Genomic DNA, 24,306 nt, shown 5'->3' with positions numbered 1-24,306 from the left:
CAGGCCGGACAGCCGGTGGTCGAGCAACCGGAGTGATGGAACGCACCACGCGTGCTGACCTGCGCTTCTTCCAGCCCGAGAGGCGATCCGGCATCCGCTGTCAGTGCCCGCCGCTAGCCTCTCCGATGTGTCCGCCCGTATCACCGATCCCGAGCAGCTCAAGGAGCTCCTCGGCATCCCGTTCACTCCGGAGCAGACGGCCTGCATCACCGCGCCGCCCGCCCCGCAGGTGATCGTGGCCGGAGCCGGTTCGGGCAAGACGACGGTGATGGCGGCACGCGTGGTGTGGCTGGTCGGCACCGGCCAGGTCGCCCCGGAGCAGGTCCTCGGCCTCACCTTCACCAACAAGGCCGCCGGTGAACTCGCCGAACGCGTCCGCAAGGCGCTGATCAAGGCCGGCGTCACCGACCCCGACGTCATCGACCCGGACAACCCTCCGGGCGAGCCGGTGATCTCGACGTATCACGCCTTCGCGGGCCGTCTGCTGACCGACCACGGCCTGCGCATCGGCCTCGAACCGACCTCCCGCCTGCTCGCCGACGCCACCCGCTACCAGCTCGCCGCGCGCGTGCTGCGCGAGGCGCCGGGCCCGTACCCGGCCCTCACCCGTTCGTTCGCCGACCTGGTCAGCGACCTCCTCGCCCTCGACGCCGAACTCGCCGAGCACCTCGTGCGGCCCGAGGCCCTGCGCGCGTACGACGCCGAGCTGCTGCTCACCCTTCAGGGCGCCAAGCTCAGCAACGCCGATCTGCGCAAGGTCCCCGAGACGGCCGCGGCCCGCCGCGAGCTCGCCGAGCTGGTGGTCCGCTACCGGGCCGCCAAGCGCGAGCGCGACCTGCTCGACTTCGGCGACCAGATCGCCCTGTCGGCACAGCTCGCCGGGATCCCCGAAGTGGGCCGCATCCTGCGCGACGAGTTCCGAGTGGTCCTCCTGGACGAGTACCAGGACACGTCCGTCGCCCAACGCGTCCTCCTGGCGGGCCTGTTCGGCGGTGGCACCGGCCACCCCGTGACCGCCGTGGGCGACCCCTGCCAGGCGATCTACGGCTGGCGCGGCGCCTCCGTCGCCAACCTCGACGACTTCCCCGACCACTTCGCCCACGCCGACGGCCGCCCCGCCGGCCGCCAGGCGCTCAGCGAGAACCGCCGCAGCGGCGGCCGCCTCCTCGACCTCGCCAACGGCCTCGCGGAGCCCCTGCGCGCCATGCACGCGGGCGTGGAGGCCCTCCGCCCGGCCCCCGGAGCCGAACGTGACGGCACGGTCCGCTGTGCGCTGCTGCCCACCCACGCCGAGGAGATGGACTGGCTCGCCGACTCCATCGCCCACCTCGTGAACACAGGGAAGGCGCCCGGCGAGATCGCCGTCCTGTGCCGGACGGCGACCGACTTCGCCGAGATCCAGGGCGCGCTCGTCGCCCGGGACGTCCCCGTCGAGGTCGTCGGCCTGTCCGGGCTGCTCCACCTGCCCGAGGTCGCCGACCTGGTCGCCGTCTGCGAGGTCCTCCAGGACCCCGGCGCCAACGCCTCCCTGGTCCGCCTCCTCACCGGCCCGCGCTGGCGCATCGGCCCGCGCGACCTCGCCCTCCTGGGGCGCCGCGCACGGCTGCTGGTGTCCCACGCGCGCGTGGACGGCGACGACGACCCGGACCGTCGGCTCGCCGAGGCCGTCGAGGGGGTCGACCCCGCCGAGGTGATCTCGCTCGCGGACGCCCTCGACACGTTCCTGGAGACGCCGCTCGACGGTGACGGGGACGACGACGGCCTGCCCTTCTCGCCGGACGCGCGCGTGCGCTTCGCCCGCCTGGCCACCGAACTGCGCGACCTGCGCCGCTCCCTGTCCGACCCGCTGATGGACGTCCTGCACCGCGTCCTCGCCGTCACCGGCCTGGAAGTGGAGCTGTCGGCGTCCCCGCACGCCCTGGCCGCCCGCCGCCGTGAGACCCTGTCCAACTTCCTCGACATCGCCGCCTCCTTCGCGGCCGGCGACAACGAGGCGACCCTGCTCGCCTTCCTCGGCTTCCTGCGTACCGCCGCCCAGTATGAGAAGGGCCTCGACAACGCCCTCCCCGGCGGCGAGAACACCGTCAAGGTGCTCACCGCACACAAGTCCAAGGGCCTGGAGTGGGACGTCGTGGCCGTCCCCGGCCTGGTCACCGGCGCGTTCCCCAGCAGCAAGGGACGTGAGAAGTGGACCGCGCAGGGCAAGGTGCTGCCGCACGAGCTGCGCGGTGACGCCGACACACTCCCCGACGTCACCTCCTGGGACGCCCGAGGCCTGAAGGCCTTCCAGGAGGCCATGAAGGACCACCAGCACACCGAGGAGCTCCGCCTCGGCTACGTCACCTTCACGCGCCCCCGCTCCCTGCTCCTCGGCTCCGGCCACTGGTGGGGCCCCAGCCAGAAGAAGCCCCGTGGCCCCTCCGACTTCCTGCTGGCCCTGTACGACCACTGCGCGGCCGGACACGGCGAGATCGAGGCCTGGGCCGACGAACCCGCCGAGGACGAGGAGAACCCGGCCCTGCACCGGGCGAACGCCGACCAGGTGTGGCCCCTGCCCCTGGACGAGGCTGCCCTGGCCCGGCGCCGCGCGGCCGCCGAGACCGTCCTGGCCCACCTGGAGAGCCTCACCTCCCACGACGACGCCCACCCGGCCGCGGCACACGATCCGGACACCTACGACGACCCGGACTGGCCTCCGCCACCGGACGACGACGAAGCGCTCTACGACGAATACGGGGAGGAGGCCCCCTTCTCCGAAGAGGCCCCCTTCTCCGGAGAGGACCCGGTCTCCGGAGAGGACCCGGTCCCCGGAGAGGACCCGGCCGATTGGGACTCCTGGACCACGGACCGTCCCTCGGTCCCGCACCGGGCAACGGTCCCGCATCAGGCGACGTCCCCGGAATCCCCTGCCCAGCCGCCGAGCGCACGCCCCCACCCGACGGAACCGGAACACCTCACCTCCGCGGAGGCCCGCGTCACCCCCGAAGAGGCCCGCACCATCGCCTCCTGGGACCGCGACCTCGACGCACTCACCGGGGAGCTCCTGCGCTCCCGCGCCGGCGTCACGGACGTACCCTTGCCCGCCTCGCTGACCGCGTCCCAGCTGCTGCGGCTGGCCGCCGACCCGGACGGGTTCGCGCAGGAGCTCGCGCGCCCCATGCCGCGCCCGCCGCAACCCGCCGCACGTCGGGGCACCCGGTTCCACGCATGGGTCGAGGCCCGCTTCGAAGAGCTGACGCTGCCCATGCTGGAGCCCGAGGAGCTGCCCGGCAGCGAGGCCGAGATCGCCGACGAGCGCGACCTGGAAGCCCTCAAGGACGCCTTCGAGCGCACCGAGTACGCGCACCGCACGCCGTACCGCGTCGAGGCCCCCTTCCAGCTCACGATCGCCGGCCGCGTCGTACGGGGGCGTATCGACGCCGTCTACAAGGACGGCGAAGGCGAGGGGGCGACGTACGAGATCGTCGACTGGAAGACAAACCGCACCCGCACCGCCGACCCGCTCCAGCTGGCCCTGTACCGGCTCGCCTGGGCCGAGCAGCAGGGCGTCCCCCTGGAGTCGGTCGACGCCGCGTTCCTCTACGTCCGAAGTGGTGAGGTCGTTCGCCCGGACGGCCTGCCGGACCGGGCCGCACTGGAGCGGCTGCTGACCGGGGAGCCGGTCGCGGAGGCGGACTGTGAGGAACCGCCCACCGAGGATGTCGGTGCGGGCCGATAGGCTCGTGACCATGAGCCATCCCGTTGACAGTGACGTCAGCGCCGTCCGCACGTACATCGAGCAGCACCGTGCCGCCTTCCTCGACGACCTCGCCGAGTGGCTGCGCATCCCGTCCGTGTCGGCCCAGCCCGACCACGCGCCCGACGTACGCCGCAGCGCCGACTGGCTCGCCGCCAAGCTCAAGGAGACCGGCTTCCCGAGCGCCGAGGTCTGGCTGACCCCGGGTGCGCCCGCCGTCTTCGCCGAGTGGCCCTCGGAGGACCCCGAGGCGCCCACCGTCCTGGTCTACGGCCATCACGACGTGCAGCCGGCCGCCCGCGAGGACGGCTGGGACAGCGAGCCCTTCGAGCCCGCCGTCCGCGAAGGGCGCCTCTACGCGCGCGGGGCGGCCGACGACAAGGGGCAGGTGTTCTTCCACACACTCGGCGTCCGCGCCCACCTCGCCACCACTGGCCGCGTCGCCCCGGCCGTCAACCTGAAGCTGCTGATCGAGGGCGAGGAGGAGTCCGGCTCCCCGCACTTCCGCGCGCTCGTCGAGGAGCAGGCCGAGCGGCTCGCGGCAGACGCCGTGATCGTGTCCGACACCGGCATGTGGTCCGAGGACACCCCCACCGTGTGCACCGGCATGCGCGGTCTCGCCGAGTGCGAGATCCGGCTGTACGGCCCCGACCAGGACATCCACTCCGGCTCCTTCGGTGGGGCCGTCCCCAATCCGGCGGCCACTGCCGCCCGCCTCGTCGCCGCCCTGCACGACAAGCACGCGCGCGTGGCGATCCCCGGCTTCTACGACGGCATCGTCGAACTGACCGACCGCGAGCGCGAGCTCTTCGCCGAGCTGCCCTTCGACGAGCAGCAGTGGCTGCGCACCGCCAAGTCGTACGCCACCCACGGCGAGGCCGGGCACACCACCCTGGAGCGCATCTGGGCCCGCCCGACTGCCGAGGTCAACGGCATCGGCGGCGGCTACCAGGGCCCCGGCAGCAAGACGATCATCCCGTACTCGGCCATGGTGAAGCTCTCCTTCCGGCTGGTCGCGGGACAGGACCTCGACCACATCGAGAAGGTGGTCCGCGCCTGGGCCGGCGAGCAGATTCCCGCCGGTATCCGCTGGGAGATCACGTTCTCGGCGGGCACGCGCCCGTGCCTGACGCCGCTGGACCACCCGGCCTTGCAGTCTGTCGTACGCGCCATGGGCCGTGCCTTCGACAAGCCCGTCCGCTTCACACGTGAAGGCGGCTCGGGCCCCGCCGCCGACCTCCAGGACGTCCTCGGCGCGCCCGTGCTCTTCCTGGGCATCTCCGTCCCCTCCGACGGCTGGCACGCCCCGAACGAGAAGGTCGAGCTGGACCTGCTCCTCAAAGGCGTCGAAACCACCGCATACCTGTGGGGCGACCTCGCCGCGAACTGGCGCCATGCGCCCTGAGCCACCGGGGCCGTCCATGGCGGCGTCGCGCGCGGGGCACACTGAAAAGGCCGCCCCGCACCGCCGAGCCCTGCCGCCCCCGGTCGCCTCCCGTCCCACGTCCCGCCGATCCGCCCGCCGAAGCACACCGTTCCACTGGGGGAGTTGGAAGCACCCGTGACCACCTGGACCGACCACACCGCCGACCGCCCCATCTCGCTCACCGCCCCGAGCGGCATCGACCGCGCCGCCCACCACCGGCTCGACGAGGCCTGGCTCGCGGCGGCGTGGAGCCACCCCACGACCCGCTGCTTCGTGGTCTCCGGCGGTCAGGTCCTCATCGACGAGACGGCGGACGGCCGCACCGAACTCGTCATGACCCCCTCGTTCGAGGCCCCCCTCACCGAGGCGCACCGCTACTTCCTCGGCATCGACGAGGACGGCGTCAGCTACTTCGCCCTCCAGAAGGACGCCCTGCCCGGCCGTATCGACCAGTCCGCGCGCCCGGCGGGCCTGCGCGAGGCGGGCCTGCTGCTGTCGCCGCGTGACGCGGGCCTGATGGTGCACGCCGTCGGCCTGGAGAACTGGCAGCGCACCCACCGCTTCTGCTCCCGCTGCGGCGAGCGCACCGTGATCGCCGCGGCCGGCCACATCCGCCGCTGCCCCGCCTGCGGCGCCGAGCACTACCCGCGCACCGACCCTGCCGTGATCATGGCCGTCACCGACGAGGACGACCGCATCCTGCTCGGCCGCCAGGTCCACTGGCCCGAGGGCCGCTTCTCGACGCTCGCGGGCTTCGTCGAGCCCGGCGAGTCCATCGAGCAGGCGGTACGCCGCGAGGTCTTCGAGGAGGCCGGTGTCACCGTCGGCAACGTCGAGTACGTCGCCAGCCAGCCCTGGCCCTTCCCGTCCAGCCTCATGCTGGGCTTCATGGCCCGTGCCACCTCCACCGAGGTCGACGTCGACGGCGACGAGATCCACGAGGCCCGCTGGTTCTCCCGCGAGGAACTGTGCGCCGCCTTCGACTCCGGTGAGGTCATGCCGCCGTACGGCATCTCGATCGCAGCCCGCCTGATCGAGCTCTGGTACGGCAAGCCGCTGCCTACGCGCAGCGTCTGAGCACCAAACAAAAGGGTGGCCGCCCCTGATCGGGACGGCCACCCTCTCCGCGTGCGTCGATCACACGCCGATCTTCTGCTTCACCTGAGCCAGCGACGGGTTCGTCATGGTCGAACCGTCCGCGAAGAGCACGGTCGGGACCGTCTGATTTCCGCCATTCGCCTTCTCGACGAACGCCGCGGACTCGGGGTCCTGCTCGATGTTGATCTCGGTGTACGCGATGCCCTCGCGGTCCAGCTGCTTCTTCAGCCGCTGGCAGTAACCGCACCACGTCGTGCTGTACATCGTCACAGTGCCCTGCATGTCTCGCGCGCTCCTTAGGTGACTCCGGGAACAGATCGTCCAGAGAGGGAACGTACGCGAGCGGGGCGCCATTCCCACCCGGGGTATGCCCGGCGACGTGACGCCTGCCGCATTAGTACGACTATCGGTGCCTGCCTGTGGACAACCGGCACAGCCGTCTCCGGCGACCTGGCAGCATGGCCGTGTGACAGCAGCAACGCACTCCACCCTCTTCCCGCAGGCACCGGACTCTGCCGACGCGGTGCTCGAAGGGCTCGACCCCGAGCAGCGCGAGGTCGCCACCGCCCTGCACGGACCGGTGTGCGTGCTCGCGGGCGCCGGCACGGGCAAGACCCGGGCCATCACGCACCGGATCGCGTACGGGGTGCGTGCCGGGATCCTCCAGCCCTCCAGCGTGCTCGCCGTCACCTTCACCAACCGGGCCGCCGGAGAGATGCGCGGTCGGCTGCGCCAGCTGGGCGCGGCGGGAGTCCAGGCCCGTACGTTCCACTCGGCCGCCCTGCGCCAGCTCCAGTACTTCTGGCCGAAAGCGATCGGCGGCTCCATGCCCCGGCTCGTCGACCGCAAGATCCAGCTCGTCGCCGACGCGGCCGCCGCCTGCCGCATCCGCCTCGACCGGAACGAGCTGCGGGACGTCACCGCCGAGATCGAGTGGTCCAAGGTCACCCAGACCGTCCCCACCGACTACGCCCTCGCCGCCGTCAAGGCGGGCCGCGAAGCCCCTCGCGACCCGGCCGAGATCGCCCAGATCTACAACGTCTACGAGGAACTCAAGCGGGACCGCTCCGTCATCGACTTCGAGGACGTCCTGCTGCTCACCGTCGCGATCCTCCAGGACCGCCACGACATCGCCGACCAGGTCCGCTCCCAGTACCAGCACTTCGTCGTCGACGAGTACCAGGACGTCAGCCCGCTCCAGCAGCGCCTGCTGGAACTGTGGCTCGGCGACCGCGACAACCTGTGCGTGGTCGGCGACGCCAGCCAAACGATCTATTCGTTCACAGGAGCAACTCCCGACCATCTGCTCGACTTCCGCACCCGCCACCCCGGTGCCACCGTCGTCAAGCTGGTCCGCGACTACCGCTCCACCCCCCAGGTCGTCCACCTCGCCAACGGGCTGCTCGCCCAGGCCCGGGGCCGCGCCGCCGACCACCGCCTGGAACTGGTCTCCCAGCGCGACCCCGGCCCCGAGCCCGTCTACACCGAGTACACGGACGAGCCCGCCGAGGCCGAGGGCGCCGCCCGCCGCATCCGGGACCTCATGCAGGAGGGCGTCCCGGCGAGCGAGATCGCCATCCTGTTCCGTACGAACTCCCAGTCCGAGACCTACGAGCAGGCGCTCGCCGACGCGGGCGTCCCCTATCAGCTGCGGGGCGCCGAGCGGTTCTTCGACCGTCCCGAGGTGCGCAAGGCGGGCATCGCCCTGCGTGGCGCGGCCCGCTTCGGTGGCAACGACTCGCTCCTCGACGACGCCGTCGACCTGCCCTCGCAGGTGCGTGCCGTGCTGTCGGGAGAGGGCTGGACGACCGAGCCCCCGGCCGGGTCCGGCGCCGTCAGAGAGCGCTGGGAGTCGCTGGCCGCCCTGGTGAACCTCGCCCAGGACTTCGCCGCCGCCAAACCCGGTGCCACGCTCGCCGACCTCGTCGCCGAACTCGACGAGCGGGCGAACGCCCAGCACGCCCCGACCGTGCAGGGCGTCACCCTCGCCTCCCTGCACTCGGCCAAGGGCCTGGAGTGGGACGTCGTGTTCCTGGTCGGTGTCGCCGAGGGCATGATGCCGATCACCTACGCAAAGACCGACGAGCAGATCGAGGAGGAACGGCGCCTCCTTTACGTAGGCGTCACCCGGGCCCGGCAGCACCTCCATGTCTCCTGGGCGCTCACCCGCGCGCCCGGCGGCCGTCCCAACCGCCGCCCGAGCCGCTTCCTCGACGGCCTGCGCCCCGGCTCGACCACCACCGCCGGGCGCACCGCCGCCGGCGGATCGGGAGGCGTCGAGCGCGGCTTCACGAGCAGACCGGATGCCGCCCCGAGAAGGACCCAGCGCACCCCGGCCCGCTGCCGCGTCTGCGGGCGCACCCTCACCGACGCCGGTGAGATGAAGCTGATGCGCTGCGAGGACTGCCCCTCCGAGATGGACGAGGGCCTCTACGAACGTCTCCGCGAGTGGCGTGCGGTCCAGGCGCGGCTCAGCGGGCAGCCGGACTTCTGCATCTTCACGGACAGGACCCTGATGGCCATCGCCGAAACGGAGCCGAGCAATCCGGTCGAGCTGTCCCGCATCCCGGGTGTCCTCAAGCGCAAGCTCGAGCGCTACGGAGCCGATGTCCTGGCCATCTGCGCAGGCCAGGAGGTTGGGGACGGTGCAGACGGGGAATGACACGAACTCGTCGAAAAAATAGTTTGCGCATGCCCCAGCAATCCCCATAGGTTCTTAGCCACGGGAACGGAGGCCTTCTCGGAGGCCCCAATTCCGTGTTCTACTTGCATACCCGTCGGACTGGCTCACCCCAGTCCCCCGAGACGCCGAGAGGAGGCGAGTCCAGTGATCAGCATCAACACCAGCTCCATCAGCACCGTGAAAATGACCGATCGCTCGGTCGTCGCCTCCCTGTGCATGCTCGGCGCCTCGAACCAGGGCACCGGTCTGTCCGGCATTCGTGCCGCGCGTCCGGCGTCCTCCGTTGCTCCCGCGGGCCTTCCCGTCCGTGAGCGCAATGAGCGACCGACCAAGGCACTGGAAGCGGCAGTAGCGGCACAGGCGCAGGCCTATGCCTTTACGGCGACCGGTGCCGGATTCCGGAAGCAGACGACGCAGCACCACCTGATGTGGGCCTTCCGTGGGCCAGAACCCTGGAGTGATCCAGCCTGATCGCCGATCAGGCCGGCGCCTTCAGGGCCGCGGAACCCCATCCGGGATCCGCGGCCCTTCTGTTTGTCCCCCAACGGGGATGACGGAGCCGAAGGGGCCCCGGGACAAGAAAAGAACCCGGTACCAGCCGCCACCCGGTCCCACAGGACCGGAACGAACAGACGAGGAAGACGAACCGTGCAACTCGAAGCGCACGCCCCGTCCGTACCGCCTTCAGACGCGATCCCCAAGCCCGGCCCCACGGAGGACTCCACCTTGACCCCGCTCACTGCGCTCACCGCGCTCGACGACGCCATCGAGAACCTCGGCGTACCAGTCCCCTGCCGTTCCTACGACCCGGAGGTCTTCTTCGCCGAGTCGCCGGCGGACGTCGAGTACGCCAAGTCCCTCTGCCGCACCTGCCCGCTGATCGAGGCCTGCCTCGCCGGCGCCAAGGAGCGGCGTGAGCCCTGGGGCGTCTGGGGTGGCGAGCTGTTCGTCCAGGGTGTCGTCGTCGCCCGGAAGCGGCCGCGTGGCCGCCCGCGCAAGAACCCGGTCACGGCATGAACATCACAGGAACGATCGACCGTCCCCTCACGCACGACCCCCAGAAGCAGGCCCCGATGAAGCCGTCCACCCACGAACTCACAGGCTCCGCGCCTGAAGACTTCACCACGAGTGGCGCGAACGACTCGCGTCAGAACAGGAACCGAGAGATGCAACTCATCCAAGAAGCCCTGGCACGTGCGCATATGCACGAGCGACAGCATGAGGCCGAGCGGGAACGCCGGGCCGTGCAGCTGGCGACCGCTCGCCGCATGCAGCGCCGGGCCGAGCGCGCCTCGATGCGCGCCCGCCGTGCGCTCGCCAGGGCGGTCATGCAGTAACCGACCACACCGCCAGACGGTGGCCTCCCCGCCCGGGGAGGCGATGGCTCCCCGCGGGGGCCGGTCCGTGGGAACGGACCGGCCCCCGCGGTGCGTTGTGCCCGGCCATCGCTCAGTGGCGGAGATATCGTCGCCGAGTGACGAGTCTTCCCGGAGACAGCGACAACGGCGGCTCCGCCAAGGAGCCGCGGCCCCTCGTGTGCGCCCGCTGCGGCACCCGGGCGCAGGCACCGCAGCCCACCTGGACCTGCTCCGTGGAGAACGGCGTCCGCCACTACTTCTGCGACGCCTGTTCCCGGGAAAACCTCAGAGCGATCGAGGGGCGTCTGGACTCGGCCTGGTGGTAGCCCTGCTCACGCCTCCGCCGCCGACTCGTCGTCGTCGGTCTCCTCCTCCGGGGCGAACCCCGGCAGCCACTCCTCCAGTTCCTCGCGCAACCGCACCGTGGCGCCCAGCTGGCACAGCACGCCGATAGTGCTCAATGTCACGCGGTGGATCAGGAGGTACGCCGGGGGCAGGTTGAGCTGCTTGCCCAGCTGGTAGGCGGGGGAGCGGGGGTCGGCCACGCGGGCGGCCTGGCTGCGCATCCAGCCGCGGGTGAAGGTGAACTCCTCGACCTGGGCCGGTTCGATGATCGGCAGAAGGTAGTCGAGGACGGCGTCGGGATCCAGGTCTATTGATTCCTTGACGAAACCCTCGGCGCAGAGGAGCTCGTAGACGGTCTCCGCCTCGCCGTCCAGGGTCAGGCGCAGGGAGTCGCCGATGGGCGTCGGCAGCCCGCCGGGGAGGCGGTCGACCGTGCCGAAGTCCAGGACCCCGAGCCGCCAGTCGTCCTCGCCCTCCGGGCCGCCCGGCAGGAGGCGGAAGTTGCCGGGGTGCGGGTCGGCGTGCAGCAGGCCGGTACGGGCCGGACCTGAGAAGAGGAAGCGGGCGAGGAGCTGGCCGGCGCGATCACGCTGCTCCTGGGTGCCGTCCGAGATCACCTCCGAGAGCGGCACGCCGTCCATCCACTCCGTGATCAGGACCTGATCACAGTGATGGACCACCGCCGGTACGACGACGTCCGGGTCGTCGGCGAACTCCTCCGCGTGCACCTGCTGGGCCTGTGCCTCCAGGCCGTAGTCCAGTTCCTCGGAGACCCGGTCCTTGAGCTCCGCGATCAGCGGCTTGATGTCCATGCCGGGAATCAGCGGACCCAACAGCCGGGCGAAACGGCTCAGTTGGTTCAGGTCGGACAGCAGGGCCTCGCCGGCTCCCGGGTACTGCACCTTGACCGCCACCTCGCGGCCGTCGTGCCACACCCCCCGGTGCACCTGGCCGATCGAGGCCGCCGCGGCGGGCTTGTCCTCGAACTCCAGGAACAGCTCGTGCCAGTCCTCGCCGAGCCGCTCACCCAGCACCTTGTGCACGGTGCGCGTCGGCATCGGCGGCGCGGCCTCCTGCAGCTTCGTCAGCGCCGCGCGGTAGGGGCCGGCGATCTCCTCGGGCAGGGCCGACTCGAACACGGACAGGGCCTGGCCGAACTTCATCGCACCGCCCTTGAGCTCGCCGAGCACCTTGAACATCTGCTCGGCGGTGCGCTGCTGCAGCTCACGGCCGACGATCTCCGCCGACTCGCCGACGATCCGCTTGCCCAGCCCCCAGGTCGCCCGCCCGGCGAAGCCGAGCGGGAGCGCGGCGAGCTTGGCGGTTCGCGTGACCGCCTTGCGGGGAAGATCAGACATGCGCCCTCCAGGTCCCAGCCGGCCGCTCCGCGTCCGCCTTACGGCTCGACTCCTTCGACGGCCGATGCTCCTCCATTGTCGCGTGCGACTCCTCGTCCTCGGAGGGGTGTTCTCCCTCACCTTTCTCCGCGGCGCCGCACGGACATGCCGGGTGCGCCCAGACCGGCCGGGCGTGCCAGCTCAGACCGGGCAGCGACACCTCCCAGCGTGCACCCGCGCTCGACGGAACGTGGCCGTCCAGGAAGGTGAGGGCGTGGGCGGCCGCCAGCCCGGCGACCATGGTGGCCAGCGCGAGATCGCAGGGCGGTACCTGTCGCGTCCTTCCCGAGCCCGAGCGCCACTGCGCGATCAGGCGGGGCCAGGCCGGGTCCCGGTCGGTCCGCCCCTCGTTGAGACAGCCGGCGCAGCCGGTCTCGCCGGGAAGGACGAGAGGGCCGACGACGCCGGTGCCCTCCACGACACCGGCGTACAGATGGGGCGTACCGGACGTGATGAGGGGTTCGGCTGCGGACGGGGAGGGCGCGTGCACGGCGACGTCGTCCCGCGGGGCGATGATCACCAGGGAATGGCCGGCGCTGTCCTCGCCGAGCGACGACCGAGGGCCGCGGCGCGGTGGACGGTCCGGCGCCGAGCGGCGTGCGGCCCGTCGCGCGGCCTCGTCCCTGCGGTCGCCGACCGACTCGGCGGGCAGCCCGCCCGGCGCCACGTCCCAGGGCTCGACACGGCCGACGTCCCGTACGTCGACCTCGCCGACGCCCGCGCCCGCCAGCAGCGAGGCCAGCACCGCACCCACCCGGCCGGCGCCCCTCACCTGCACGCGCAGCGAGCGGCGGGCGGCCAGGCGACCGATCGCCCCGCCCGGCTCGGACGTGGTCAGGGACAGGTAGGCCAGATCGGGGCGCAGCCTGTCCAGGACCTCCTTCTTGCCGCGCAGGGCGTCGGCGGCCGGGCCCCCTCCCTTCGCGTCGTCGAGCAGTCCGGCCCGTGCCAGCCGCCGCAGCAGCTCGTCGACATGACCGTCCGGCAGATCCATGCGGCGGCCCTCCTCGCGCAGCAGCTCCGGACCGCGGGTGCCGTTGAGCAGGTCGAGGAAACTGCCCGTCGCCGTGTCCATCGGCCCCAGCGTCATCGCGTGCGCCGGAGTCATCCCGAACTGCACGGTGTTGAGGTCGCGCCACCCGCGCCTGAGGGCGGGCTTGACGAGTGGAGCCGCTGGAACCGGCGTATGCGATGAATCTGCTGAATGTGACGAATGCGCCGAGTCTGCGGAAACTGCCGTCATTGTCGAAACCGTCGCGTGCATGAACTGGCCCCCGTAGCCGTCGTGGAACGTCCCCGTGCACCGATGGAGCTCGGTCGCAGCTCCGCCGGTGACTGCCAGCATGCCCCGCCGCGGCGCCCGGCGTCGAAAGTTGTCCACAGGCGGTGGATATTCGTCGTACAAATCAAACGCATGGTGGGGGATCGGGATCGAACCGTCCCGGAGTCGGGACTTCCCCCATGTGCAACGGGTAACGTCGGGGCGTGTCCGCCGACCCACTGCACCGCGCCGGAACGCCACAGCGCAGTACGACGAGCCCGCCGACGAGCGGCCCGGGGGCGAGCGCGATCGAGGTCCGCAGGAGCGCCCGGCGCCGCCGGACGGTCTCGGCGTACCGCGAGGGCGATCGCACCGTCGTGCTCATCCCTGCCCGGATGTCCGAGGCCGAGGAGCAGCGCTGGGTGAACGTCATGCTCGACAAGCTGGCCGCCCAGGAGAGCAAGCAGGTCCTCGGCGACGCCGAACTGGCCGAGCGCGCCGAGCAGTTGTCGGCCCAGTACTTCGACGGCCGCGCCCGGCCCAGCTCGGTCCGCTGGGTCACCAATCAGAACACACGCTGGGGCTCGTGCACTCCGGCCGAGGGCAGCATCCGTCTTTCGCACCGTCTGCAGGGCATGCCCGAGTACGTCATCGACTACGTCCTGCTCCATGAACTCGCGCATCTTCTGGTGCCCGGTCACGGGCCCCGCTTCTGGCGGCTGCTGGAGGCCTATCCCCGCACCGAGCGGGCCAAGGGGTATCTCGAAGGAGTCGTCGCCGCCGAGCGACTGCCCCATGTGCCCGGCGCGCGCGGCGAGTGACCGCACACTGAAGGGCCCCTCGGGGCTTCCCGGAGGCGGTGCTTCCGGTCCGGCCGGGCAAGCGTTGTGTACCGGGTCTGTACCGGCTTCGTCCGATGTCCGAGTTTGCCGTTAGCCTGGCGCGACGCACTCACATTCGGGATGGGGGACGGTCGTTACGCATGGCCAGGGAATTCCAACGCGGCCACAAGGCCAGGATCAGTGACCTCACCGCGGGCACGGATCTGTACGTAGGGGTACAGATCTCCGCCCCAGGGCTGAGCTTCGACATCAGCTGCTTCGGTCTCGACGCCGACGAACGGCTCTCGGACGACCGCTACTTCGTCTTCTTCAACCAGCCGAAGACCCCCGAGGAGGCCATCCAGCTCCTCGGCGCCCAGGCCGGTGACACGGAGTCCTTCCGGGTCACGCTCGACAAGATCCCCCCGCAGATCCAGAAGCTGTCCTTCACGGCGACGATCGACGGCGCCGGACAGATGTCGCAGATCAACCCCGGGTACGTCCGTATCGTCGCCGGCGGCGAGGAGGTGGCCCGGTACGCCTTCAACGGCTCGGAGTTCTCCACCGAACGCGCCGTGATGCTGGGCGACTTCTACCTGAAGGACGTCTGGCGGTTCGCCGCGGTCGGACAGGGCTTCGACGGCGGCCTCGAGGCGCTGCTGAAGAACTTCGGCGGCGAGGTCGCCGAGGAGGAGGCGCCCGCCGCCCCGCAGCAGCCGCAGACCGGCGCCGCTCCCAGCTTCGCCCCGCCCGCGCAGGCCGCCGCGCCGCCCACGTTCGGCGCCCCGGCCGCCCCGGCACCGACTCCAGCGCCCGCACCTGCACCGGCGCCCGCCCCGGCCCCGCAGCCCGCGGCCCAGGGCTTCGCGCCCCCGCCGGGCTCCACCCCGCCGCCTCCGGCGCCGGCGCCCGCGCCGTCGGTTCATGCCCAGCCCACCATCGTCGCGCCCATGACGCCGCCCGGCGGCACCCCGCCGCCCCCGGCCCCGGCGCCCGCGCCCTACGGCCAGCCGGGTCAGCAGCAGCCGTACGGCCAGCCCGGTCAGCAGGTGCCGTACGGCCAGGCTCCCGCTCCGAGCGCCCCGCCGCCCCCCGGTTACGCCCAGCCTCAGGCCCCGCAGGCCCCGGCCCCGCCGCCCGGTTACGGGCAGCCGACCCCACCGCCGGGCTACGGCCAGCAGCCCCCGTACGGCCAGGCCCCGGGCCAGCAGGCCCCTTACGGAGCCCCTCAGGGCGCACCCCAGGGCGCGCCTCAGGGTCCCGGTGTCGCCGGGGCGCTCCAGCAGTTCAAGGAGACGCCCACGGGGCAGCGCTGGACGCAGCAGAACAAGAAGCTGATCCGCGTCGACCTCGGCATCGGCGGCCAGCCCGTGCTGGCCCGGCAGGGCAGCATGGTGCTCTACCAGGGCAAGGTCGACTTCAGCTACAAGGGCGCCGGCTTCGCCGGCCGGATCGCCGGCAACGCGACCGGCCAGGAGATGCAGCTGATGCGCTGCACCGGCCAGGGACAGGTGTTCCTCGCCGAGAACTCCACCATGCTGCACCCCATCGAGCTCCAGGGCGACGGCGTCTGCGTCTCTGCCGAGAACGTCCTCGCCTTCGACGAGAGCCTCCAGTACGAGATCCGCCGCATCGAGGGCCACGGCATCCCCGGCGGCGCGCTGTTCACGATGCAGTTCACCGGCACCGGCACCCTCGTCGTCAAGACGCACGGCACGCCCGTGGTGCTGCCGGTCACGCCCACGACGTTCGCCGACGCCAACGCCGTGGTCGCCTGGTCGTCCGCCGCCCAGGTGGTCGTCTCCAGCCAGGTGCGGATGCGCCGCAACGCCTACCCCGGCGCCACCGGGGAGAGCGTCAACCTCCAGTTCCGGGGCGCGCCAGGCAACTTCATCGTCGTCCAGCCGTACGAGATCTGAGGGAGAGCCCGTCATGAACCAGCCGCTCGCGGGCTACGCCCCCGCACCCGTCGCCGCCCGCATGGAGAACCACGGCAACCACATGGTGAAGGTCGCCATGCAGACCGGGAACGACCTCTTCGCGCGCGTGGGGTCGATGGTCGCCTACGAAGGCTTCGTCCAGTACGAGCCCAACCCGCCCGCCGTGCGCCAGATCGCCAAGGACTGGATGACCGGCGAGGGCGCGCCCCTGATGAAGTGCTCCGGCGATGGCCTGCTCTACCTCGCCGACTACGGCGCCAACGTCGTCGTCATCAACCTCAACGGCGACGGCATTTCCGTCAACGCCACCAACCTGCTCGCCTTCGACGCCCACCTCACGTGGGGTGTCGAGCGGGTGAAGGGCCTGGCGAAGTTCGCCGGACAGGGCCTGTGGAACACCAAGATCTCCGGGCAGGGCTGGGTCGCGCTCACCTCCCGGGGCAAGCCGATCGTCGTCGACTGCGGCGGCGGCGAGGACGAGACCTACGTCGACCCGGACGCGCTCGTCGCCTGGTCCCCGAACCTCAAGGTGAAGGGCAAGCGCAGCTTCAAGGCGCAGTCGCTCATCGGCCGGGGCAGCGGTGAGGCCTACCAGATGGCCTTCTCCGGCCAGGGCATCGTCGTCGTCCAGCCCAGCGAGGACAGCACCGACCGCCTCCGGATCCGGGGCTGAGGGGGAGCCAGAAAGCCATGCAGAGCCCGCTTTTCGCCTACAACGACCAGCAGAGCCAGGAGCGCTGGAGCCTGCAGAACAAGCAGATGCTCCGCGTCGTCCTGGAGGGTCACGACGACATCCTCGCCCGCAAGGGGACCATGGTCGCCTACCAGGGTCTGGTCGAGTTCGACGCCGAGTACCAGAGCAACCAGCAGGGACGCGCGCGTGCGCACACCGGCGAGGGCCTCGACCTCATGCGCTGCCACGGGCAGGGCACGGTCTACCTCGCCAACCTCAAGCAGCACGTCCACGTGGTGGACGTGGACCAGGACGGGCTGACCGTCGACAGCAGCTACGTGCTGGCCATGGACTCCTCGCTGCACCACGAGGTCATCGCCGTGGACAGCCTCTACGGCATCTCCGGCTCCGGGAAGTACCAGCTCAACATCACCGGCCGCGGCAAGGTCGCCCTCATGACCTCGGGCATGCCGCTGATGATGCAGGTGACGCCCGACAAGTACGTCAACTGCGACGCCGACGCGATCGTCGCCTGGTCGACCGCCCTGCGCGTTCAGATGCAGGCCCAGACGCACTCCTCCGGGGTGTGGCGGCGTCGCGGCAACACCGGTGAGGGCTGGGAGCTCAGCTTCATGGGCAGCGGCTTCGCGCTCGTCCAGCCCAGCGAGATGCTGCCGCCCCAGAACGCCCAGATCGGCTCGGGCCTCGCCGCGCAGTACGGCATGGGGCAGCAGGGGGCCCGGGGGCAGAACCAGGGCAACGTCTGGAGCTGATCGCTCCGCTGGTCTGGCCGAGGAACGTCGGGGGCTGCGGGCCGTCTCGTCGCTGCGGGACGTGTGTGGCTGGTCGCGCCCACGCGGCGGAGCCGCACATCGACACAGCCCCGCGTCCCTTACGGGGCGCGGCTCAGCCGTCCAGAAAACCGACGTAAGGGGCGACCGCCAGTGCGGTCGCCCCTTACGCGTGGTTCAGCACAGACACCCGGATCAGGTGGCGAGCCTCGCGCGAGCGGCTTCCAGCAGTCGTACGACCGACTCGTCCGCTACGTCCGCCACCTCGTCGTAGGCGAACCAGCGCACGTCCAGGGACTCGTCGCTGATGGCGTGCTCCGCGTCCGGCGGGGCCAGCACGGCGTACTGGACGTCGTAGTGCCAGTGACACGGAGATGGGATCGGGTGCCGGTCGAGGCGCACCGGGCCGCCCGGCAGCAGCGTCAGTCCCGCAACACCGGACTCCTCGGTGGCCTCGCGCAGTGCCGCCGCCTCCAGGGAGGTGTCCTCCGGCTCGCAGTGGCCGCCCATCTGCAGCCACATCTGCAGCTTCCGGTGGAGCGTGAGCAGCACCCGCCCGCGATCCGGGTCGATCACCAGGGCGCTCGCCGTGATGTGCCCGTCCCCGCAGGCCTTCCACATGCCGTCCGGGTGGGTCTCCAGATGCTCGAGGTAGGTCTGGCGCAGATCTGCCTGGTCCTCGTAGCCCTTCAGTACGAGGACCGCGTCGTCGTAGAGGCTCACTCGGTGCCGTCGCCCTTGTCGTCCTCGTCCTTCTTGAGGTTCGGCTTCTCCGTGGAGCCGCTCGCCGCCTCGCCGAGCATCTTGTCCAGCTCGGAGAAGTCGATCTGCTCGCGGTGCACGAAGCCGTCCGGGTCGTCGAGGTCGGTGGCCGTCGGCAGCATGTCCGGGTGGTGCCACAGGGCGTCACGGCCGTCGACCCCACGCGCGTCGGTGAGCGAGGCCCACAGGCGGGAGGCGTCGCGCAGGCGGCGCGGGCGCAGTTCCAGGCCGATCAGCGTCGCGAACGTCTGCTCCGCCGGGCCGCCCGAGGCGCGGCGGCGGCGCAGCGTCTCGCGCAGCGCGTCCGCGGACGACAGGCGGGGCTTCGCCGCCGCGTGCACCACCGCGTCCACCCAGCCCTCGACGAGCGCAAGAGCCGTCTCCAGACGAGCCAGGGCCGCCTTCTGCTCGGGCGTGTCCTCCGGCTGGAACATGCCCTGCTGCAGGGCGTCCTGCAGCTGCTCCGGGTTCTGCGGGTCGAACTGGCCGACCACGTCCTCCAGCTTGGCGGTGTCGACCTTGATCCCGCGCGCGTAGCCGTCGACCGCGCCGAACAGGTGCGAGCGCAGCCACGGCACGTGCGCGAAGAGGCGCTGGTGGGCGGCCTCGCGCAGGGCGAGATAGAGCCGCACCTCGTCCTTCGGCACGCCCAGGTCCTTGCCGAACGCCTCGACGTTCACCGGCAGCAGCGCCGCCTTGCCGGCCGGGCCGAGCGGCAGGCCGATGTCGGTCGAGCCGATGACCTCGCCCGCGAGCACGCCGACGGCCTGCCCGATCTGCGTGCCGAACATGGCGCCGCCCATCGAACGCATCATGCCGATCAGCGGGCCCGCCATGGCCTGCATCTCCTCCGGCAGGACGTCGCCCATCGCGGTGCCGACACGCTCGGCGACCGGGTCGACGAGTTCCTGCCACGCGGGCAGGGTCGCCTCGACCCACTCCGCGCGGCTCCACGCCACGGCGGAGCCCGCGCCGGACGGCAGGGACGTCGCGTCGTCCAGCCACAGATCGGCCAGACGGATGGCTTCCTCGACCGCTCTGCGCTCGGCGGGGCCGACGCTCGCGTCCTTCGTGCCGTCGGAGGTGCCCTGGGAGACCGTCTGGCGGGCGATCTGCTTGGCCATGTCCCAGTTCACCGGGCCGCCCTCGTACGAGAGCATCTGCCCCAGCTGCTGGAACGCGGCGCCCAGGTCGGTGGGGTTCAGCGAACCGAACATCGCTGCGAACGGATTGTCGGCACCAGGGCCGCCCGGGCCGCCGAAGCCCCCGGCTCCGGGCAGGCCGCCGAACCCGAACGGGTTGGCCGGTCCCTGACCACCGCCGCTCTGCTGGTCCTTCTTCTTGCCCTCGTCGCCGTCTTCCGGCTCCTCCGGCGGAAGGCCGAATCCGAATGGGGTGTCACTCACGGGATTCCTCGGCTGGTAAGGCCACCGGCTGGCACCGGCGGCGCGGCTGCCCGATAACACCACCCAGCGTAGACACCGCGAGCCGTTCGGGCCTCGGTGCTTCGCCGACTCTTGGCCTGCGGCAGGATGGATGCCACCTGGTACGGACGCGTCACTCGCGTTCGTACTGAAGACAACCGCTGGAGACGCCCGGTGAGTTCCCCTGATCCGCAGGTTCGCGCAGCGCGAAACCGGTCAACCCCTCCCGCCGCCCGCGGGCCCGTCGTCGCGGTGACCGGTGCCGCGTCCGGTGTCGGCGCGCTGCTCACCGAGCGGCTCGCCGTGTCCGACGAGGTCAAGCAGGTCATCGCCATCGACGAGCGGCGCGGTGAGTGTGCGGCGGCGCAGTGGCACATCCTGGATGTGCGGGATCCGGCCATCGCGGACAAGCTGCGGGGCGCCGACGTGGTCGTGCACCTGGCGCTCGATCTGGATCTGGAGACGGATGCAGCCGCGCGGACGGCGTACAACGTTCGGGGGACGCAGACCGTGCTGACGGCCGCGGCGGCGGCCGGGATCCACCGGGTCGTGCTCTGCACCTCCGCGATGGTGTACGGGGCGCTGCCGGACAACGAGCTGCCGCTGTCCGAGGACGCGGAGCTGCGGGCGACGGCGGAGGCCACCGGCGTCGGGGACCTGCTGGAGATCGAGCGCCTCGCGCGCAGGGCGCCGCGGGCTCACCCGGGACTCAATGTCACCGTTGTTCGGCCTGCCGTGCTGGTGGGCGGCACGGACACCGCGCTGACCAGGTACTTCGAGTCGCCACGGCTGCTTGTCGTTGCCGGGTCGCGACCTGCCTGGCAGTTCTGCCATGTCGAGGATCTGTGCAGCGCCCTGGAGTACGCCGTCCTGGAGAAGGTCGACGGGGAGCTCGCCGTCGGATGCGACGGATGGCTGGAGCAGGAGGAGGTCGAGGAGCTCAGCGGGATCCGGCGGATGGAGCTGCCGTCGGCGGTCGCGCTGGGCGCGGCGGCCCGGCTGCACCGGATCGGGTTGACGCCCTCCCCGGCCGGGGATCTGGCGTACACGATGTACCCCTGGGTGGTGAGCGGGAGCCGGCTCCATGACGCGGGGTGGCGGCCGCAGTGGACCAACGAGGAAGTGCTCGCGGAGCTGCTGGAGGAGGTCTCCGGGAGGCATACGGTCGCGGGGCGCCGACTGGGGCGGAAGGACGCGACTGCGGCGGGTGCTGCGGGGGCCACGGTGGCGCTGTTGGGCGCGGCTGCTGTGGTGCGGAGGGCTCGGAAGGCTCGGCGGCGGATCTGAGGGTGCCGGGTGCCCGGGCGGGCGGTGGGGTTTTTCGCCCCCGCCGCCCCTACCCGTCCCACCCTCCAGGGGCTCTGCCCCTTCGACCCCGTTCCTGGGGGCTGCCGCCCCCAGACCCCCGCTTCGGCCCTGAAGGGGCCTTGTCCTCAAACGCCGGACGGGCTGAGTGATGTGGGCCGGCGCGGAGAGGTGGCTGCCCCTGTGGGTGGGTGGGGGTTCGGGACGGCTGCGGTCTTGTTCTCGAGCGGCGGACGGGCTGGTAGATGCCGACCGGCGCTGGAAAGTGACTGCCGGTGTTGTGTGGCGAAGCGCACTGTGGGTGGGTGGGGGCTCGGGACGGCTGCGGCCTCGTTCTCTCGCGCCGGACGGGCTGACAGCGGAGGCGGGCAGTTGCACCAGCCGATGGGTCGGCCCTGTAGGAGGCTCCAAAGCGCCACGCACGCGTGCCGGGCGATAGCGCTATTCCCCCTGGTTCCGCGCGTGAGGCACGATGGGCGCATGGCTACCACGAACGACCACCCCGGTGAGCAGGCCGCGCAGGACCCCATCAAGCTGATCGGCATCCGCGAGACGCCGCTCTCCGTGGACGAGGTCTTCCGGGCCGTCGGGGACGATGCCGCCGGCGGTATCGCGCTCTTCGTGGGGACCGTGCGGAACCACGACGGTGGTGCCGACGTCGACGAGCTCGGCTATTCGTGCCATCCCAGCGCCGAGGCGGAGATGCGGCGCATCGCGGAGAAGGTCGTCGCGGAGTATCCGGTGCGGGCACTTGCGGCCGTCCATCGCGTCGGAGAGCTGAAGGTCGGGGATCTCGCCGTGGTCGTCGCGGTCTCGTGTCCCCATCGCGGCGAGGCCTTCGAGGCCTGCCGGAAGCTGATCGACGACCTCAAGCACGAGGTGCCCATCTGGAAGCACCAGAAGTTCTCGGACGGCACCGAGGAGTGGGTCGGCGCCTGCTGAGCACCGGCCTCGGGAATCGACTGACCTGCTGAGCACCGGCCTCGGGAATCCACCGACCTGCTGAGCACCGGCCTCCGGAACCCACCCCCTGCTGAGCAGGCCCGCCCGAACCCGTCCGCCTGCCGAACAGGGCCGTCCGAACCCTTTCCACCCCACTCCGGTTGCGTAACCGCACCCCTGGCGTGAGCGTTGTCAGTGCCAGTGGTTAATCTGCTGATCAGTCAGTTTGCGGTCGCTCATTGGGGATGGGAGGACGGCATGGCGGCGCTCGCCTGGTTGCTGATTCCGCTTGTGGCTGCGATCGGCGCCGGTCTGTGGGGCAGTTGGGCCAACCGGACCCGGAAGGCTCGGGGCGACGGCCCGGAGCTGGACGGCTATGCCCGCTTCCGGGAGGCCATGGAGAGGCCCTCCTCCCGCACGTGATGCCGGACGGGTGGCGCGACGTGATCGCGGGGCAGGTGGCGCAGCGCTGACAGGTCACGGTCAGATAGCCCTGACGGGGCGCTGACAGGAGTGTCACGTACTGTCTTGGCATGCCACGCCGCACCGCGACGATGCTCGCCTCCACCCTGATGCTGATCGCGCTCCTGTGCGCGGGAGTCTTCATCCCCGTGCCGTATTCGGAGATGTCCCCGGGGCCGACGGTGAACACCCTCGGCGAGCACGACGGCGAGCCGGTGCTGCAGATCTCCGGGCGCAAGACCTACCCGACGACCGGGCATCTCAACATGACCACCGTCCGGGTCACCAGCGCCGACTACAAGATGAACCTCGTCGAGGCCGTCTACGGCTGGCTCGCGCATGACAACAAGGTCGTGCCGCACGACACCCTCTACCCGGACGGCAAGACCGAGGAGCAGTCCACCCAGGAGAACGCCGAGGAGTTCAGCCAGTCCCAGGAGAGCGCCAAGGTCGCCGCCCTGAAGGAGCTGGACATCCCGGTGCAGAGCTGGGTCATCGTCTCGACCGTGGTGAAGGGGACACCGGCGGAGGGCAAGCTGCACGCCGGTGATGTGATCAAGGCCGTCGACGGTACGGCGGTGAAGGAACCCGGCGACGTCGCAGAGCTGGTGACCAAGCACAAGCCCGGCCAAGATGTCGTCTTCACGATCGTGCCGGCCAAGGAGCAGGCAGCCGCCGAGAAGGAGCGCAGGACGCCGACGAAGACCGAGAAGGTCACGATCAGGACCGCCCAGTCCGACGACAGCGGCGAGAAGCGCGCCATCGTCGGGATCTCCGCCGGGACCGACCACACCTTCCCGTTCTCCATCGACATCAAGCTCGCCGATGTCGGTGGCCCCAGCGCGGGCCTCATGTTCTCGCTCGGGCTCTACGACAAGCTCACCCCGGGCAGCCTCACCGGCGGCAAGTTCGTCGCCGGAACCGGCACCATCGACGACGACGGCAAGGTCGGGCCCATCGGCGGCATCGAGATGAAGACCATCGCCGCCCGCGACAAGGGCGCCGAGTACTTCCTCACCCCTTCCGACAACTGCTCGACCGCCGCCAGGGACGTCCCCGAGGGGCTCACCCTCGTCAAGGTCGGCACCATCTCCGACGCCCTCGGCGCCCTGAAGGACATCCGCTCCGGCGACTCCGCCGACCTCCCGAAGTGCACGACCACGGACTGAGCGGCAGACACCTGAGTACGGCAGTGGGGGTGCCCCTTCACCTCGAGGGGCGCCCCCACTGCCGTACGGGAAGACCTCAGTCCTCGAACGTCGCCGCCAGTGCCTCCGCCAGGCCCGGGACCAGGTCCGGGCCGGTGAGGACCTCCGTCGGGGAGTCCTTCTCGCGCAGGCGCAGGGCCGACTCGCGGGCGCCGTCGCGCAGGACCGCGACCGTCATGCGGACCTCCTGGCGCTCGGGATGGTCCGCCACCCACTTCGCGAGCTTGGCCTCGCTCAGGCCCTGGGGCACCTGGGCCTCGGCGGACGGGGGCAGCATCAGGCGCTCGACGGTGAGCGCGCAGCCGGCCACCGCCTCGGGCCAGGCGATCGTGCCGAGGAACTCGTCGAGCGCCTTGCCCGTTGGAAGTTCGTCCTGCTCGATCGGGGTCAGGCCGGAGGACTCCTGCTCGTCCCCCAGGCCGAGCTGGGCGGCGAGGTCGGGTTCCTGGTCCCGCAGCCGTGCGGTGTCTACGAGGGCGAAGAGGCGGGCGGGCTGGTCCCAGCCGAGGCCGGAGGCGTACTCGTCGATCTCGAGAACGGCCCGGGTCAGCGGGCTCGCCGCCATGGGAGTGTTGGACATGGTCACAATCCTGCCTCGTTCCTGGGCGGAATCGGGAACCGAGTAAACGGTGAGTAAGTTGCATAGGTGTGGGCCCACGATCACGGGGGGCCAC

The 24,306-nt window shown here is 71.2% G+C and carries 22 protein-coding genes; 16 read left to right on the top strand and 6 right to left on the bottom strand.

What is annotated here, in order from left to right:
* The first annotated feature begins 127 nt into the window (after positions 1-127).
* The 3 genes from ACZ7L6_RS11310 (at position 128) to nudC (ending at position 6,239) form a co-directional block, all read left to right on the top strand.
* Positions 128-3,718, top strand: a complete 3,591-nt coding sequence (locus tag ACZ7L6_RS11310; RefSeq protein ID WP_471922306.1) for an ATP-dependent helicase — start codon at positions 128-130, stop codon at positions 3,716-3,718.
* Between the two features lie 10 nt (positions 3,719-3,728).
* Positions 3,729-5,141, top strand: a complete 1,413-nt coding sequence (locus tag ACZ7L6_RS11305) for a dipeptidase (RefSeq protein ID WP_471922305.1) — start codon at positions 3,729-3,731, stop codon at positions 5,139-5,141.
* A gap of 156 nt (positions 5,142-5,297) precedes the next feature.
* Positions 5,298-6,239 carry an NAD(+) diphosphatase gene (gene nudC / locus ACZ7L6_RS11300; protein ID WP_471922303.1) on the top strand — a complete coding sequence of 314 codons (942 nt, stop codon included), beginning with the start codon at positions 5,298-5,300 and terminating at the stop codon, positions 6,237-6,239.
* 60 nt (positions 6,240-6,299) lie between these two features.
* On the opposite strand, the gene ACZ7L6_RS11295 is transcribed toward nudC, so the two are convergent.
* On the bottom strand, positions 6,300-6,542 hold the full coding sequence (locus tag ACZ7L6_RS11295; RefSeq protein ID WP_471922302.1) for a mycoredoxin: 243 nt from the start codon (positions 6,540-6,542) through the stop codon (positions 6,300-6,302).
* Positions 6,543-6,726: 184 nt separating this feature from the next.
* Here ACZ7L6_RS11295 and ACZ7L6_RS11290 point away from each other — a divergent pair, with 184 nt between their 5' ends.
* From ACZ7L6_RS11290 to ACZ7L6_RS11270, 5 genes are all read left to right on the top strand, one after another.
* Positions 6,727-8,922 carry an ATP-dependent DNA helicase UvrD2 gene (locus ACZ7L6_RS11290; protein WP_471922300.1) on the top strand — a complete coding sequence of 732 codons (2,196 nt, stop codon included), beginning with the start codon at positions 6,727-6,729 and terminating at the stop codon, positions 8,920-8,922.
* A 165-nt stretch (positions 8,923-9,087) separates the two neighbouring features.
* Positions 9,088-9,414, top strand: a complete 327-nt coding sequence (locus tag ACZ7L6_RS11285) for a hypothetical protein (RefSeq protein ID WP_398814798.1) — start codon at positions 9,088-9,090, stop codon at positions 9,412-9,414.
* 177 nt (positions 9,415-9,591) lie between these two features.
* Entirely contained in the window at positions 9,592-9,960 is a 369-nt protein-coding gene (locus ACZ7L6_RS11280) for a WhiB family transcriptional regulator (RefSeq protein ID WP_194041041.1), read from the top strand.
* Positions 9,957-10,280: a hypothetical protein gene (locus tag ACZ7L6_RS11275; protein ID WP_471922297.1), complete on the top strand. Its 324-nt coding sequence runs from the start codon at positions 9,957-9,959 to the stop codon at positions 10,278-10,280. The genes ACZ7L6_RS11280 and ACZ7L6_RS11275 overlap by 4 nt, the downstream gene beginning before the upstream one ends.
* A gap of 137 nt (positions 10,281-10,417) precedes the next feature.
* A complete protein-coding gene (locus ACZ7L6_RS11270) occupies positions 10,418-10,627 on the top strand; it encodes a hypothetical protein (RefSeq protein WP_471922295.1) in 210 nt (69 codons plus the stop codon).
* Between the two features lie 6 nt (positions 10,628-10,633).
* Here the strand turns inward: ACZ7L6_RS11270 and ACZ7L6_RS11265 are convergent, their stop codons facing one another.
* The gene (locus ACZ7L6_RS11265; RefSeq protein WP_471922293.1) at positions 10,634-12,004 is read right to left on the bottom strand and encodes an ABC1 kinase family protein; all 1,371 of its coding nucleotides are present in this window, start codon (positions 12,002-12,004) and stop codon (positions 10,634-10,636) included.
* On the bottom strand, positions 11,997-13,151 hold the full coding sequence (locus tag ACZ7L6_RS11260) for a TOMM precursor leader peptide-binding protein (RefSeq protein ID WP_471922291.1): 1,155 nt from the start codon (positions 13,149-13,151) through the stop codon (positions 11,997-11,999). Before ACZ7L6_RS11260 ends, ACZ7L6_RS11265 begins: the two co-directional genes overlap by 8 nt.
* A 377-nt stretch (positions 13,152-13,528) precedes the next feature.
* On the opposite strand from ACZ7L6_RS11260, the gene ACZ7L6_RS11255 reads away from it, so the two are divergent.
* From ACZ7L6_RS11255 to ACZ7L6_RS11240, 4 genes are all read left to right on the top strand, one after another.
* Positions 13,529-14,125: a M48 metallopeptidase family protein gene (locus tag ACZ7L6_RS11255; RefSeq protein ID WP_471922289.1), complete on the top strand. Its 597-nt coding sequence runs from the start codon at positions 13,529-13,531 to the stop codon at positions 14,123-14,125.
* A gap of 161 nt (positions 14,126-14,286) precedes the next feature.
* Positions 14,287-16,044, top strand: coding sequence for a TerD family protein (locus ACZ7L6_RS11250; RefSeq protein WP_471922287.1), 1,758 nt, complete (start codon positions 14,287-14,289; stop codon positions 16,042-16,044).
* Between the two features lie 13 nt (positions 16,045-16,057).
* Complete coding sequence (locus tag ACZ7L6_RS11245; RefSeq protein WP_471922285.1) at positions 16,058-16,738, top strand: AIM24 family protein; 681 nt, start codon at positions 16,058-16,060, stop codon at positions 16,736-16,738.
* Between the two features lie 17 nt (positions 16,739-16,755).
* Positions 16,756-17,511, top strand: coding sequence for an AIM24 family protein (locus tag ACZ7L6_RS11240; RefSeq protein ID WP_471922283.1), 756 nt, complete (start codon positions 16,756-16,758; stop codon positions 17,509-17,511).
* 213 nt (positions 17,512-17,724) lie between these two features.
* On the opposite strand, the gene ACZ7L6_RS11235 is transcribed toward ACZ7L6_RS11240, so the two are convergent.
* Together ACZ7L6_RS11235 and ACZ7L6_RS11230 are read right to left on the bottom strand one after the other, a co-directional pair.
* Positions 17,725-18,252 carry an NUDIX hydrolase gene (locus ACZ7L6_RS11235; protein WP_471922281.1) on the bottom strand — a complete coding sequence of 176 codons (528 nt, stop codon included), beginning with the start codon at positions 18,250-18,252 and terminating at the stop codon, positions 17,725-17,727.
* Positions 18,249-19,697 carry a zinc-dependent metalloprotease gene (locus tag ACZ7L6_RS11230; RefSeq protein ID WP_471922279.1) on the bottom strand — a complete coding sequence of 483 codons (1,449 nt, stop codon included), beginning with the start codon at positions 19,695-19,697 and terminating at the stop codon, positions 18,249-18,251. The genes ACZ7L6_RS11235 and ACZ7L6_RS11230 overlap by 4 nt, the downstream gene beginning before the upstream one ends.
* 192 nt (positions 19,698-19,889) lie before the next feature.
* Here ACZ7L6_RS11230 and ACZ7L6_RS11225 point away from each other — a divergent pair, with 192 nt between their 5' ends.
* From ACZ7L6_RS11225 to ACZ7L6_RS11210, 4 genes are all read left to right on the top strand, one after another.
* Positions 19,890-21,002 carry an SDR family oxidoreductase gene (locus ACZ7L6_RS11225; RefSeq protein ID WP_471922277.1) on the top strand — a complete coding sequence of 371 codons (1,113 nt, stop codon included), beginning with the start codon at positions 19,890-19,892 and terminating at the stop codon, positions 21,000-21,002.
* A 498-nt stretch (positions 21,003-21,500) separates the two neighbouring features.
* On the top strand, positions 21,501-21,962 hold the full coding sequence (locus ACZ7L6_RS11220; protein WP_433047294.1) for a molybdenum cofactor biosynthesis protein MoaE: 462 nt from the start codon (positions 21,501-21,503) through the stop codon (positions 21,960-21,962).
* Between the two features lie 291 nt (positions 21,963-22,253).
* A complete protein-coding gene (locus ACZ7L6_RS11215; RefSeq protein ID WP_471923417.1) occupies positions 22,254-22,385 on the top strand; it encodes a hypothetical protein in 132 nt (43 codons plus the stop codon).
* A gap of 110 nt (positions 22,386-22,495) precedes the next feature.
* The gene (locus tag ACZ7L6_RS11210; protein WP_471922275.1) at positions 22,496-23,593 is read left to right on the top strand and encodes a YlbL family protein; all 1,098 of its coding nucleotides are present in this window, start codon (positions 22,496-22,498) and stop codon (positions 23,591-23,593) included.
* 76 nt (positions 23,594-23,669) lie between these two features.
* Here the strand turns inward: ACZ7L6_RS11210 and ACZ7L6_RS11205 are convergent, their stop codons facing one another.
* Positions 23,670-24,212: a PPA1309 family protein gene (locus tag ACZ7L6_RS11205; protein WP_471922273.1), complete on the bottom strand. Its 543-nt coding sequence runs from the start codon at positions 24,210-24,212 to the stop codon at positions 23,670-23,672.
* Positions 24,213-24,306 lie beyond the last annotated feature (94 nt).

The organism is Streptomyces sp. NPDC107522, assembly GCF_055657525.1.
This window is presented reverse-complemented; position numbering and strand designations above follow the sequence as displayed.

Coding starts and splice junctions, on each gene's coding strand:
- ACZ7L6_RS11210 (WP_471922275.1), top strand. CDS start 22,496: ATGCCACGCCGCACCGCGACGATGCTCGCCTCCACCCTGATGCTGATC.
- ACZ7L6_RS11265 (WP_471922293.1), bottom strand. CDS start 12,004: ATGTCTGATCTTCCCCGCAAGGCGGTCACGCGAACCGCCAAGCTCGCC.
- ACZ7L6_RS11220 (WP_433047294.1), top strand. CDS start 21,501: ATGGCTACCACGAACGACCACCCCGGTGAGCAGGCCGCGCAGGACCCC.
- ACZ7L6_RS11245 (WP_471922285.1), top strand. CDS start 16,058: ATGAACCAGCCGCTCGCGGGCTACGCCCCCGCACCCGTCGCCGCCCGC.
- ACZ7L6_RS11240 (WP_471922283.1), top strand. CDS start 16,756: ATGCAGAGCCCGCTTTTCGCCTACAACGACCAGCAGAGCCAGGAGCGC.
- ACZ7L6_RS11205 (WP_471922273.1), bottom strand. CDS start 24,212: ATGTCCAACACTCCCATGGCGGCGAGCCCGCTGACCCGGGCCGTTCTC.
- ACZ7L6_RS11250 (WP_471922287.1), top strand. CDS start 14,287: ATGGCCAGGGAATTCCAACGCGGCCACAAGGCCAGGATCAGTGACCTC.
- ACZ7L6_RS11305 (WP_471922305.1), top strand. CDS start 3,729: ATGAGCCATCCCGTTGACAGTGACGTCAGCGCCGTCCGCACGTACATC.
- ACZ7L6_RS11295 (WP_471922302.1), bottom strand. CDS start 6,542: ATGCAGGGCACTGTGACGATGTACAGCACGACGTGGTGCGGTTACTGC.
- ACZ7L6_RS11260 (WP_471922291.1), bottom strand. CDS start 13,151: ATGACTCCGGCGCACGCGATGACGCTGGGGCCGATGGACACGGCGACG.
- ACZ7L6_RS11275 (WP_471922297.1), top strand. CDS start 9,957: ATGAACATCACAGGAACGATCGACCGTCCCCTCACGCACGACCCCCAG.